The organism is Sulfitobacter sp. PR48, assembly GCF_028807335.1.
GTDB lineage: Bacteria > Pseudomonadota > Alphaproteobacteria > Rhodobacterales > Rhodobacteraceae > Sulfitobacter.
The window spans coordinates 99,624-112,238 of the sequence record NZ_JARAMM010000009.1; the positions used below are offsets into that span (position 1 = coordinate 99,624).

Sequence of the window (12,615 nt, forward strand, 5' to 3'; positions counted from 1 at the left end):
TGTTTAGGAGTAAACAATGCGCCGCCACCTTGCCATTCTGCTGATCGTCCTTGTCTGCGGCACAGGCCCCGCCGCAGCGGATCAACGCGCGCCAGCGTTGGGCCTTGACCGCCTTTTCGCCTGGATGGATCGCGCCCGGACCGATCCCGAAGAAAAGAAGAGGCTGGGTATCTACCTGCGTCAGGTCATCGGACAGGCCATGGCAGAGGACCGGCAGTCTGGCAGGCCGACCATATGTGCCGCACCGGGGCAGGGGCAGTTCGACGCGGTGGACTTCTGGCGATACGCCAGCGCCCGCGTGCCCGGACCTGCCGCTCAGAGCAGGATGGATGCGGCGGTGATGATCCTTCAGTTCGTCCGGCATCAGAATCCTTGCCGATGACACGCGATGCAGAACCATCCGCAAATGGACGCAATAGGTCTTTCCAATCCAGACCATCCGTGAAATATGAAACCGCCAAATGAACCCATCCAAGCCGAGGTGTAAAATGGAGATTCGTGAGGCCCTGACCTTTGACGATGTATTGCTTGTTCCCGCAGCGTCGTCTGTATTGCCATCCACCGCAGATACCCGCACGCATGTGACCAGATCCATTGCGCTGAACATTCCGCTGCTCAGTTCCGCCATGGATACCGTGACCGAGGGGCGCATGGCGATTGCCATGGCGCAGGCCGGCGGCATGGGGGTGGTTCACCGCAACCTGACCATTGACGAACAGGCCCGCGAGATCCGCCGGGTCAAACGGTTTGAATCCGGCATCGTCTATAACCCGATCACCCTGACCCCGGAACAGACCCTGGCCGATGCCAAGGCGCTGCAGGAACGCTATAACGTCACCGGATTTCCGGTGGTCGATGACACCGGGCGTGTCGTGGGGATCGTGACCAACCGTGACATGCGCTTTGCCAGCGATGACAAGACCCCGGTGCGGGTGATGATGTCTTCGGAGAACCTTGCCATCCTGCACGAGCCGGCGGACCGCGAAGAGGCGATCAGCCTGATGAAGGCGCGCCGCATCGAAAAGCTGCTGGTGACAGATGCCAAGGGCAAGCTGACCGGTCTGCTGACGCTCAAGGATACCGAACAGGCCGTGCTGAACCCGACCGCCTGCAAGGACGCGCTGGGGCGGTTGCGGGTCGCGGCGGCCACCACCGTGGGCGACGCGGGCTTTGAACGGTCGCAGGCGCTGGTGGATGCCGGTGCCGACATGATCGTGATCGACACCGCCCATGGCCATTCCGAAGGGGTGGCGCTTGCGGTCAAACGGGTCAAGGCGCTGTCCAACGAGGTGCAGGTGGTCGCGGGCAATGTCGCTACGGCCGGGGCGACCCGCGCCCTGATCGACGCCGGCGCCGATGCGATCAAGGTCGGCATTGGCCCCGGCTCCATCTGCACCACGCGCATGGTGGCAGGTGTTGGCGTGCCGCAGCTGACCGCCATCATGGATTGCGCTGCGGCAGCGGGTGAGATCCCCGTCATCGCCGATGGCGGCATCAAGTTTTCGGGCGATTTCGCCAAGGCCATTGCCGCTGGCGCATCCTGTGCCATGGTTGGCTCCATGATCGCAGGCACCGATGAGAGCCCCGGAGAAGTCATTCTTTATCAAGGGCGTAGCTTCAAGTCTTATCGTGGAATGGGTTCGCTTGGCGCGATGGCCAGCGGATCGGCCGACCGCTATTTCCAGAAGGATGCCGCGAGCGACAAGCTGGTGCCCGAAGGCATCGAGGGCCAGGTGGCCTACAAGGGCAGCGCGGCGGCCGTTGTGCACCAGATGGTCGGCGGTCTGCGGGCCGCGATGGGCTATACCGGCTGTGCCACCGTCGAAGAGATGCGCAAGAATTGCAGCTTTGTCAGGATCACCGGGGCGGGGCTGAAGGAAAGCCACGTGCATGACGTTCAGATCACCCGCGAGTCGCCGAACTACCGTGCCGGATAGGGGAATATCATGAATTTCAATCTGTTGCACGACGTTCTTGATGTGAATTCAGCCCGATGACCCCGGGGGCGCGGGTCGCGGCGGCGATTGAAATCCTTGATGACATCCAGGGCGGTCAGGCGGCGGAACAGGCGCTGACCCGCTGGGCCCGGCGCAGTCGTTTTGCCGGTTCCAAGGACCGTGCGGCAATCCGGGACCATGTCTTTGACGTGTTGCGCTGCCGTTCGCTGGCGGCGCATTTCGGGCGCGGTGAGGCCGGACGCCAGCTCATGCTGGGGCTGCTTCATCTGCAAGAGGCTGATATCGCGGCGTTATTCACCGGCGATGGCCATGCCCCCGAACCCGCAACCGCGGCAGAACTGGATTTTCCCGCGCCGCCCGAAGACCGTCCAACCCTGTGGTGCCTGCCGGAATGGCTGGTGACCCCTTTCGAAGCGTCGCTGGGGGAAGATGCCGCCCGCACTGCCGGCGCGCTTCAGGCGCGCGCCCCGATCGTGCTGCGCGTCAATCTTGCCCGCATCCAGCGGCAGTCCGCCGCAGACATGCTGCGCGAACAGGGGGTGGAGACCACGGTGAACCCGCTGGCGGAGGCGGCCCTGACCGTGACCGAAGGGCAGCGCCGTATCCGCAATTCATCCGCCTTTGCCGAAGGGTTGATCGAGCTTCAGGATGCCGCAAGCCAGGCCGTTGTTGCCGCCCTGCCGTCGGGCGGACGGGTGCTGGATTATTGCGCAGGCGGCGGGGGCAAGGCGCTGGCCCTGGCGATGGACCCGGCGCGGCAGGTCACCGCCCATGACATCGCGCCCGCCCGCATGGCCGATCTGCCCGCCCGCGCGGCACGGGCGGGTGTCACCGTGGCACTTGCCGAAACCGCGACGCTGGCAGATGCCGCCCCCTTCGATGTGGTGCTATGCGATGCGCCCTGTTCCGGTTCGGGCGCCTGGCGCCGCGCCGCCGAGGGGAAATGGACCCTGACGCCTGCGCGCCTGGAAGAATTGACCGCGCTCCAGGACGAGATCCTTGACCGCGCCGCAGCGCTTGTCGGGCCCTCGGGCCTTTTGGCCTATGCCACCTGTTCGGTTCTGCGGGCGGAAAACGAGGACCGGCTGGCGGCCTTTCTGTCGCGAAACCCCGGCTGGACCTGCAGCTTTGCGCATCGTTTTGCCGTCGATGCGGCGGGCGACGGTTTCTATACTGCGCAGTTGACGCGGGTATCAGGCTAATCATACTCAACTTTGGGATGCATCTCTGCTGTGGTTAAGGTTCGATTAACCCGGGAGACGCTTAATGGAGGACGATTCGAGGGCCGTCGGAGGATAGATTTTGTCTGTATCGCTGGGGCAGAACGCGCCGGACGTTATTGCCGAACCGCGGCCGCCGGTGCCGCCGGTTGGCGCGGCGCCGCTGCGGGTGCGCAACAGACAAACCTGGCTGCTGGTGATCCTGGGGGCGGTGCTGGTCGCTGTGGGCATGTTCGTGTCGCAGCGGATATTTGCGCTGGCTCTGTTCTGCTCCGGGGCGACAGTGGTGATGGTGGGCGGTGTTCTGGGCCTGCGCGCGGCGGGTCAGGCCGTCCGCCGGTCCGGGCTGGTCGATACCATCGAGACCTTTATCGAACATGATACCACCCCCTGTTTCATTGCCGAAAGGGACGGTCTGATTCACGGCGCGAACCGCGCCGCGCATCGCCTGTTCGAACGCGACAGTTTCACGACGCTGGGCGCGGCCCTGACCGAAACCTTCGCGAATCCGGCGGGCATTCTCTACCGGTTGCAATCGCGCGCCGATGCCAGCGGTGCCGCGCAGGAGGATGTCGCGACACGGGCCGGGCACCTGCGCGTGGCGGTCCATGAGATCGCGCAGGACCGGTTCCTGTGGCGGCTTGAGAACATGGGCGCGCGGACCGCTGCGCGCACCCCGCACGACGGGGTGCAACTGCCGATGCTGATGCTGGGGCGCAGCGGCGCGGTGCTCTTTACCAATGATGCCGCGCGGCGGCTGCTTGGCGGACGGGTCAAGACCCTTGATCGCATATTCACGGAGCTGCCCGTCGTGCCCGGGACGCTGGCAGAAGTGTCCTGCCCTGACGGGCCGCGCCGGATGCTGGTGGCGGAAATGGATGCCGGGGCAGGGCGCCGCGTGATCTTTCTGCTGCCGCCGCCGGAGGCGTCCCTGGAGGCGCCGATGCAGGGGTGGCAGGCCTTTCAGGACATGCCTGTGCCAATGATTAAGGTGGCACCCGACGGTGCCGTGCGCTCTTTCAACCGGATGGCGGCGGGGCTGATCGGCACCAAGCTGGTTGAAGGCGCCAATATTTCGCAACTGATGGAGGGGCTGGGCCGTCCGATCGCGGATTGGCTGAATGACACGCTGTCCAACCGGATGGTCCAGAAGTCGGAATTCCTGCGGTTGACCCGCACCGACAAGGAAACTTTCGTGCAAGTGGTGCTGAATCGGATTATGGAAGACGGCGAGCCGGCGCTTATTGCCGTGCTGCACGACGCAACGGAACTGAAATCACTGGAGGCGCAATTCGTGCAAAGCCAGAAAATGCAGGCAATCGGCCAGTTGGCAGGCGGTGTCGCGCATGATTTCAACAATTTGCTGACGGCAATCTCGGGCCATTGCGACCTGCTGCTGCTGCGCCACGATCAGGGCGATGCCGATTATGGGGACCTGATCCAGATCAACCAGAACGCCAACCGCGCCGCCGGGCTGGTGCGCCAGCTGCTGGCCTTTTCGCGCAAACAGACCCTGCGGCCGGAAACGCTGGACCTGCGCGACACCTTGGCGGATCTGACCCATCTGCTGAACCGGCTGGTCGGCGAAAAGGTGACCCTCACGCTCAGCCATGATCCGGTGTTGCGCCCGATCCGCGCCGACAAGCGTCAGCTCGAACAGGTTCTGATGAACCTCGTGGTCAATGCCCGCGACGCCATGCCGGCGGGCGGTGAGATCAGGATCGTCACGGAATGCCTGACGCTGGAAGAGCCGCTGACACGGGACCGCGTCACCGTGCCGGCCGGTGACTATGTGACCGTCGAGGTGATTGACAGCGGGCTGGGCATTGCTTCGGACAAGCTGCAAAAGGTGTTCGAGCCGTTTTTCACCACCAAGCGCACGGGCGAGGGGACCGGCCTCGGCCTGTCGACCGCCTATGGCATTGTCAAGCAGACCGGCGGGTTCATCTTTGTCGATTCCCAGCCCGGCGTCGGCACCACCTTCGTGCTGTATTTCCCGGTGCATGACCACAGTCCGGAGGTGTCGCCGCGGCCCGATGTCGCGGAGCGGTCAAACGCGTCCGATTCCTCGGACGGGGTCGTCCTGCTGGTGGAGGACGAGGCCCCGGTGCGCGCCTTTGCCAGCCGGGCGCTGCGTCTGCGCGGCTTTACCGTCCTTGAGGCTGAATCGGCAGAGGCGGCGTTAAAGACCCTGGAAGACGAAAACCTTACCGTGGATGTCTTTGTGACCGACGTGGTGATGCCCGGCATGGATGGCCCCAGCTGGGTGCGCGAGGCACTGAAGGAACGGCCGGACGTGCGGGTTGTCTTTGTCTCCGGCTATGCCGAAGACAGTTTCGGAGAGGAGCAAAGCAGGATACCGAATTCCGTTTTCCTGCCGAAACCGTTTTCACTGAACGAACTGACCGAGATGGTGCACAAGCAGATGCATTGAGCCGGGTGCTTCGAATTGGGGGAGGTGTGAGCTACGGTCCCGTCCGGACGAATATGGCCGGCAGCGACCCCTGAACCACCTGTGGCACCGGCGCTACGGGATGGAGTGGTAAAGCGCGAATTCCTCGGCGCATTTGCGGCGAAACCGCTCCTCGACCTCCGGAGAAAGCCTGAGCGCCATCGCGGGGGAGACGTTTTCGCGGGCAAGGGACAATGTCACTTCCAGACGTTCTTCCAGAAAGGCCTTGAGCCTCGGCTGGTCTTCGTAGCGGAAGAAATGGGTGACCCCGGTGCCGTTCGGCTGGCTTTTCATGAACTGGGCCTGGCTGCCCACATCGGCAAAGCCGGGTTTGTTCCCCTTCATATAGGCCAGGACAAAATCGTCGAAACTGATGCCATGGGTCGCATTCGGCTTGCCCTCCATGAAGGGGCGCTGGCGGTAGCGGTACCAGCTGCCCAGCCAGGAGACCGGCTCGCGCATCACCGCCATGACTTCCAGTTCGACCCCGCAGACCCTTTCGAACATGGGCCGGATGAAGCGATTGTAGCGATAGACAGGCGCATGTTTCAGCATCGGCGGGTCGGAGATCACCATGTCCGCCCGCGCCGCAAGCGCACTTTCATAAGCGGTTGTCCCGGTTTTCGGCACCGACAGGAAGGCCAGGCGTTCCTTAAAGAAAACAAGCATTTAAGGTGGCCTCGCGCGTTGGATCATCCCGGGTTGTCGCCGTAAACTACTTCTTAACCCATTCCCGTAAAAGATGGGGAAAGAAATAAAGTGATTGAAATGTTCCACTTTTGGTCCCATAGAGAACATTAGCGGAACAAAAAACCGGCGCAGGACGGCGATTGCCGATCCCGCGCCACTATGACACTAAGGGAACGGGCATATGGCAACGGCAGATTTATTGACAATGGACAACAAGAAGTCGGCGGAAAAGCAGAAGGCGCTGGACAGCGCCCTGGCCCAGATCGAACGGCAGTTCGGCAAGGGTTCGATCATGAAACTGGGCGCGGAAGGTGCGATTCAGGACATCACGGCAAGTTCCACGGGATCGCTGGGGCTGGACATCGCGCTTGGCATCGGCGGCCTGCCGATGGGCCGGATCGTCGAGATCTACGGCCCCGAATCTTCCGGCAAGACAACGCTGACGCTGCACTGCCTTGCAGAGCAGCAGAAGGCGGGCGGCGTCTGTGCCTTTGTGGATGCGGAACACGCGCTTGACCCGCAATATGCCCGCAAGCTGGGCGTGGACATCGACGAGCTGCTGATCTCGCAGCCCGATACCGGCGAACAGGCGCTTGAGATCACCGATACGCTGGTCCGCTCCGGCGCGGTCAATATGGTTGTTGTCGATTCGGTTGCCGCGCTGACGCCGAAATCCGAGCTTGAGGGCGACATGGGCGACAGCAGCGTCGGCGTGCAGGCCCGCCTGATGAGCCAGGCCATGCGCAAGCTGACCGGCTCGATCAGCCGGACCCAGTGCACGGTGATCTTCATCAACCAGATCCGGATGAAGATCGGCGTCATGTTCGGCAGCCCCGAAACGACAACGGGCGGCAATGCGCTGAAATTCTACTCTTCGGTCCGCCTCGACATCCGCCGCATCGGCGCGCTCAAGGACCGTGACGAGGTGGTGGGCAATGCAACCCGCGTCAAGGTCGTGAAGAACAAGGTCGCGCCGCCCTTCAAACAGGTGGAATTCGACATCATGTATGGCGAAGGCATCTCCAAGATGGGTGAGCTGCTGGACCTCGGCGTCAAGGCCGGCGTGGTCGACAAATCCGGCTCCTGGTTCTCTTACGGGGATGAGCGGATCGGGCAGGGCCGTGAAAACGCCAAGGCCTTCCTGAAGGAAAACACCGCCATGGCGATGGAGATCGAAGACAAGATCCGCGCGGCGCATGGTCTGGATTTCAATGGTTCCGACACGGATGATGCGGACATTCTGGAGGCCTGAGGCCCGGACCAGATTGCAATCGCTGCAAGACATCAGGGGCGCGTCGGCGGGCAGCGCCCCTTTTTCCATGCCGGACCTGTGGACAGGCAAGCCTGCCAAGGCTATCTGACAACGACGCGTATTTGCCCCGGAAGGCCTGACCGATGAAGACCCTGAACGAAATCCGCTCCAGTTTCCTGTCCTATTTCGACAAGAACGGACACCAGGTTGTCCCTTCAAGCCCGCTGGTGCCCCGCAACGACCCGACGCTGATGTTCACGGCGGCGGGCATGGTGCAGTTCAAGAACCTGTTCACCGGGGTCGAAACCCGCGACTACACGCGTGCCGCCACCGCGCAGAAATGCGTGCGCGCAGGCGGCAAGCACAACGACCTGGACAATGTCGGCTATACCGCGCGCCACCACACGTTCTTCGAGATGCTGGGCAACTTCAGCTTTGGCGATTATTTCAAATCCGAAGCGATCCCGCTGGCCTGGGACCTGCTGACCAAGGTGTTCGGCATCGACGAAAAGCGCCTGCTGGTGACGGTCTATCATACCGATGACGAAGCGGTGGCGATCTGGAAGAAACATGCGGGCCTGAGCGATGACCGCATCATCCGCATCGCGACGGATGACAATTTCTGGTCGGCCGGTCCCACCGGGCCCTGCGGCCCCTGCACCGAGATCTTCTATGATCACGGCGACCACATCTGGGGTGGCCCTCCGGGCAGCCCGGAGGAGGATGGCGACCGCTTTGTCGAGATCTGGAATCTCGTCTTCATGCAATACGAACAATTCGAGGATGGCACCCGCCGCGACCTGCCGAACCAGTCGATCGACACCGGCATGGGGATCGAACGGGTTGCCGCGCTGTTGCAGGGCACCAATGACAATTACGCCACCGATCTGATGCGCGCGCTGATCGAGGCCTCGGCAGATGCCTCCAGCACCGATCCGGACGGGCCGGGCCGGACGCACCACCGGGTCATCGCGGATCATTTGCGCTCCACCTCCTTCCTGATCGCGGACGGGGTCATGCCCGCCAACGACGGGCGCGGTTATGTGCTGCGCCGGATCATGCGTCGGGCGATGCGCCATGCGCATCTGCTGGGGGTCCAGGACCCGCTGATGCACCGTCTGGTACCGGCACTGGTCAGCCAGATGGGCGCGGCATACCCTGAACTGGGGCAGGCGCAATCGCTGATCACCGAAACCCTGCTGAACGAGGAAACCCGCTTCAAACAGACACTGGACCGGGGCCTGCGCCTGCTGGAGGACGAGGTCAGCGGCCTGCCGGAGGGGGCGAACCTGTCGGGGCAGGCGGCCTTCAAGCTTTATGACACTTTCGGCTTCCCGCTGGACCTGACGCAGGATGCGCTGCGCGAGCAGGGACGCGCGGTGGATATTGAAGGTTTTGACACGGCCATGGCAGAGCAGAAGGCCAAGGCCCGCGCGGCCTGGGCCGGGTCTGGCGAGGCGGCGGATGCAACCGTCTGGTTCGACGTGGCCGAAAAGAACGGCCCGACCGAGTTTCTGGGCTATGAGACCGAAACCGCAGAGGGTCAGATCAAGGCGCTGGTGATGGAAGGCGTGTTGACGGAACTGGCCCGCGAGGGTGACAGCATCCAGGTCGCCTTCAACCAGACGCCTTTCTATGCCGAATCCGGTGGCCAGGTCGGCGACACGGGTGTGATCCGCACCGGCACCGGTGAAATCACCATCACGGATACCCGCAAGGCGGCAGGCGTCTTTGCCCATTTCGGCAAGGTGACAAAGGGCGAGGTCAAGGTGGGGCAGGCGGCCGTGCTGGAAGTGGATCATGCGAGGCGCACCGCCATCCGGGCCAACCATTCGGCGACGCACCTGTTGCACGAGGCGCTGCGCGGTGCCCTGGGCGATCACGTGGCACAGCGCGGCTCGCTCAATGCGCCGGACCGGCTGCGGTTCGATTTCAGCCATGCCAAGGGGCTGACCGCCGCTGAACTGGCGCAGGTCGAAGCGGAGGTGAACAGCTTCATCCGCCAGAATGCCACTGTCGATACAAGGATCATGACCCCGGATGACGCGCGCGCGCTTGGGGCGCAGGCGCTGTTTGGCGAAAAATACGGCGACGAGGTGCGCGTGGTCTCGATGGGCCATCAGGCCGGATCGGGCAAGGGGAATGACCGGAACACCTATTCGCTCGAACTCTGCGGCGGCACCCATGTGCGCCAGACCGGCGACATCGGGGCCTTTGTGCTGCTGGGCGACAGCGCCAGCAGTGCCGGTGTGCGCCGGATCGAGGCGCTGACGGGGGCGGAGGCGCTGGCCTGGCTGCGTGAACAGCAATCGGCATTGTCGCGTGTCGCAGAGGCGCTCAAATCCGCGCCGGGTGATGTGCCGGACCGGGTCCGCAGCCTGATGGATGAACGCAAGAGCCTGGCGAATGAAGTGGCGCAGCTGCGCCGTGAACTGGCCATGTCGGGGGGCGGTGCGGCCGCGCCGGATACCCGCGAGGTCGGCGGGATCAAGTTCATCGCCCAGGTGCTGAGCGGCGTGACGGGCAAGGATCTGCCCGCGCTGGTGGACGAACACAAGGCGCGGCTGGGCACGGGCGCCGTGCTGCTGATCGCCGATGCGGGCGGCAAGGCTGCCGTTGCCGCAGGGGTGACGGCGGATCTGACGGACCGGCTGTCTGCGGTGGATATCCTCAAGGCCGCAGTGGCCGAACTGGGGGGCAAGGGCGGCGGCGGACGGCCTGACATGGCGCAGGGCGGCGGTGCCAGCACTGAAAACGCGCAGGCGGCGATTGCCGCTGCGGAAAAGGTAATGGGAGGATAACATGCCTGCACTCTGGATCGCTCATGTCACCGTCACGGACGAAGAGGCATACAAGAAATACGCCGCAGGCGCGACGGTTGCCATCGCCGATCATGGCGGCGAATTCATCGCGCGGGGGGGGCGCTTCGTGCAGCTCGAAGGTAAGGCGCGCCCGCGCAATGTCGTGGCCCGTTTTCCGGACCTGGAATCAGCGGAAAAATGTTATCATTCAGATGCCTATCAGGCGGCTTTGAGCCATGCGCGCGGCGCATCTGAACGTGAACTGGTGATTGTGGAGACCAGCGCATAACGCTGGTCTGCTTTCTTTTTGGCCTTAAATATTCCCGGGGTCCGGGGCAGCGCCCCGGAATCTCCCGTCAGGCCGATTTTGCCATCCGCTTGCGTTCATGCGGGTCCAGGAAGCGCTTGCGCAGCCGGATCGCATTTGGCGTCACTTCAACCAGCTCATCATCGTCGATATAGGCGATGGCTTCTTCCAGCGAGAGCGTGATCGGCGTGGTCAGGCGCACCGCCTCATCCGTGCCGGAGGCGCGCACGTTGGTCAGTTTCTTGCCCTTCAGCGGGTTCACTTCCAGATCGTTGTCGCGGGAATGTTCGCCAATGATCATGCCGGTATAGACGTCGGCCTGGGCGCCGATCATCATTCGGCCGCGTTCTTCGAGGTTCCACAGGGCATAGGCCACCGAGGTGCCGTTCTCCATCGAGATCAGGACGCCCGCGCGGCGGCCCGGGATCGGGCCCTTGTGCGGCGCCCAGCTGTGGAACACGCGGTTCAGCACGCCGGTGCCGCGGGTATCGGTCAGGAATTCGCCGTGATAGCCGATCAGCCCGCGCGAGGGGACATGGGCCACAATACGTGTCTTGCCCGCACCGGCCGGTTTCATCTCGACCAGCTCGCCACGCCGCACGCCGGTGATCTTTTCGATCACCGCACCGGAATATTCGTCGTCCACGTCAATGGTGGCTTCCTCGATCGGCTCGTGCCGCTCGCCGTCGATGTCACGGAACAGCACCTGCGGGCGGGAGATCGACAGTTCGAACCCTTCGCGGCGCATGTTCTCGATCAGCACGCCCATCTGCAATTCGCCCCGTCCGGCAACCTCAAAGGCTTCGCCGCCGGGTGTGTCGCTGATCTTGATGGCGACGTTTGATTCCGCTTCCTTGTGCAGGCGCTCGCGGATGACGCGGGATTGCACCTTTTTGCCATCGCGCCCGGCCAGCGGAGAATCGTTGATGCCGAAGGTGACGGTGATGGTGGGCGGATCGATCGGCTGGGCCGGGATCGCCTCGGTCACGCTCTGGTCTGCCAGGGTGTCGGCCACGGTGGCCTTGGTCATGCCGGCAATGGAGACGATGTCACCTGCCTCGGCCACGTCGATGGCGGTCTGCTCCAGCCCGCGATAGGCGAGGATCTTGGTGCAGCGGAAATTCTCGATCAGCTTGCCGTCGCGCGACATCGCCTTGATCGTCTGGCCTGCCTTCAGCGTGCCGGATTCGACCCGGCCGGTCAGCAGGCGCCCCAGGAAGGGGTCACCGCCAAGGGTGGTGGCCAGCATGGTGAAGGGCTGGTCGATATCGGAAAGCTGCTTGGGCGCCGGGACATGTTTGAGGATCAGTTCGAACAATGCGTCCAGACCCTTGCGCGGCCCGTCCAGCGAATGATCTGCCCAGCCGGCGCGGCCGGAGGCATACATGGCCGGGAAATCAAGCTGCTCTTCACTGGCGTCGAGGTTGGCAAAAAGGTCGAACACCTCGTCCAGGGCGCGGTCCGGCTCGCCGTCGGGCTTGTCGACCTTGTTGATCACCACGATGGGCCGCAGGCCCAGTTTCAGCGCCTTGGAGGTCACGAATTTGGTTTGCGGCATCGGGCCTTCGGCGGCATCCACCAGCAGCACCACGCCATCGACCATGGACAGGATACGCTCCACCTCGCCGCCGAAATCGGCGTGGCCGGGGGTGTCGACGATGTTGATCCGCGTGCCCTTCCATTCGACCGAGGTCGGCTTGGCAAAAATCGTGATGCCACGCTCGCGTTCCAGATCGTTGCTGTCCATGGCGCGTTCGGTGGTCGCCTGGTTTTCGCGGTAGGTGCCCGATTGTTTGAGCAATTCGTCCACCAGAGTCGTCTTGCCGTGGTCAACGTGTGCGATGATTGCGATATTGCGCAGGTCCATGGGGTCAGCCTTTTTGCGGGAGTTGCGCGCGCCATACCGTGCAGACGCAGCAAAGGCCAGCCCTAAAG

The 12,615-nt window shown here is 63.4% G+C and carries 9 protein-coding genes; 7 read left to right on the forward strand and 2 right to left on the reverse strand.

Translation table 11 applies throughout. The annotated features are described in order from the left end of the window. The first annotated feature begins 16 nt into the window (after positions 1-16). The 4 genes from PVW51_RS13530 (at position 17) to PVW51_RS13545 (ending at position 5,612) form a co-directional block, all read left to right on the forward strand. Entirely contained in the window at positions 17-382 is a 366-nt protein-coding gene (locus PVW51_RS13530) for a hypothetical protein (RefSeq protein ID WP_274575569.1), read from the forward strand. Between the two features lie 106 nt (positions 383-488). After that, complete coding sequence (gene guaB, locus PVW51_RS13535; RefSeq protein WP_274575570.1) at positions 489-1,937, forward strand: IMP dehydrogenase; 1,449 nt, start codon at positions 489-491, stop codon at positions 1,935-1,937. A gap of 56 nt (positions 1,938-1,993) precedes the next feature. Continuing rightward, positions 1,994-3,160 (forward strand): RsmB/NOP family class I SAM-dependent RNA methyltransferase, encoded by a 1,167-nt coding sequence (locus PVW51_RS13540; protein WP_274575571.1) that lies wholly within the window; start codon positions 1,994-1,996, stop codon positions 3,158-3,160. A 247-nt stretch (positions 3,161-3,407) separates the two neighbouring features. Next, positions 3,408-5,612 carry an ATP-binding response regulator gene (locus tag PVW51_RS13545; protein WP_274575684.1) on the forward strand — a complete coding sequence of 735 codons (2,205 nt, stop codon included), beginning with the start codon at positions 3,408-3,410 and terminating at the stop codon, positions 5,610-5,612. Between the two features lie 93 nt (positions 5,613-5,705). Here PVW51_RS13545 and PVW51_RS13550 read toward each other — a convergent pair whose 3' ends face one another. After that, the gene (locus PVW51_RS13550) at positions 5,706-6,299 is read right to left on the reverse strand and encodes a gamma-glutamyl kinase (RefSeq protein ID WP_274575572.1); all 594 of its coding nucleotides are present in this window, start codon (positions 6,297-6,299) and stop codon (positions 5,706-5,708) included. A gap of 202 nt (positions 6,300-6,501) precedes the next feature. Between PVW51_RS13550 and recA the strand changes: the two genes are divergently transcribed. From recA to PVW51_RS13565, 3 genes are all read left to right on the forward strand, one after another. Next, complete coding sequence (recA, locus tag PVW51_RS13555) at positions 6,502-7,572, forward strand: recombinase RecA (protein WP_269361985.1); 1,071 nt, start codon at positions 6,502-6,504, stop codon at positions 7,570-7,572. Positions 7,573-7,715: 143 nt separating this feature from the next. After that, complete coding sequence (gene alaS / locus PVW51_RS13560; RefSeq protein WP_274575573.1) at positions 7,716-10,373, forward strand: alanine--tRNA ligase; 2,658 nt, start codon at positions 7,716-7,718, stop codon at positions 10,371-10,373. A 1-nt stretch (position 10,374) separates the two neighbouring features. Next, positions 10,375-10,662, forward strand: coding sequence for a DUF1330 domain-containing protein (locus tag PVW51_RS13565; protein WP_269361989.1), 288 nt, complete (start codon positions 10,375-10,377; stop codon positions 10,660-10,662). Positions 10,663-10,729: 67 nt separating this feature from the next. Here the strand turns inward: PVW51_RS13565 and typA are convergent, their stop codons facing one another. Beyond that, the gene (gene typA / locus PVW51_RS13570; protein WP_114277221.1) at positions 10,730-12,547 is read right to left on the reverse strand and encodes a translational GTPase TypA; all 1,818 of its coding nucleotides are present in this window, start codon (positions 12,545-12,547) and stop codon (positions 10,730-10,732) included. Positions 12,548-12,615 lie beyond the last annotated feature (68 nt).

What these genes read in the sequence shown, in the direction of transcription:
- PVW51_RS13565 (WP_269361989.1), top strand. Translation starts at nt 10,375, where the DNA reads ATGCCTGCACTCTGGATCGCTCATGTCACCGTCACGGACGAAGAGGCA.
- alaS (WP_274575573.1), top strand. Translation starts at nt 7,716, where the DNA reads ATGAAGACCCTGAACGAAATCCGCTCCAGTTTCCTGTCCTATTTCGAC.
- PVW51_RS13545 (WP_274575684.1), top strand. Translation starts at nt 3,408, where the DNA reads ATGTTCGTGTCGCAGCGGATATTTGCGCTGGCTCTGTTCTGCTCCGGG.
- typA (WP_114277221.1), bottom strand. Translation starts at nt 12,547, where the DNA reads ATGGACCTGCGCAATATCGCAATCATCGCACACGTTGACCACGGCAAG.
- guaB (WP_274575570.1), top strand. Translation starts at nt 489, where the DNA reads ATGGAGATTCGTGAGGCCCTGACCTTTGACGATGTATTGCTTGTTCCC.
- recA (WP_269361985.1), top strand. Translation starts at nt 6,502, where the DNA reads ATGGCAACGGCAGATTTATTGACAATGGACAACAAGAAGTCGGCGGAA.
- PVW51_RS13550 (WP_274575572.1), bottom strand. Translation starts at nt 6,299, where the DNA reads ATGCTTGTTTTCTTTAAGGAACGCCTGGCCTTCCTGTCGGTGCCGAAA.
- PVW51_RS13530 (WP_274575569.1), top strand. Translation starts at nt 17, where the DNA reads ATGCGCCGCCACCTTGCCATTCTGCTGATCGTCCTTGTCTGCGGCACA.
- PVW51_RS13540 (WP_274575571.1), top strand. Translation starts at nt 1,994, where the DNA reads ATGACCCCGGGGGCGCGGGTCGCGGCGGCGATTGAAATCCTTGATGAC.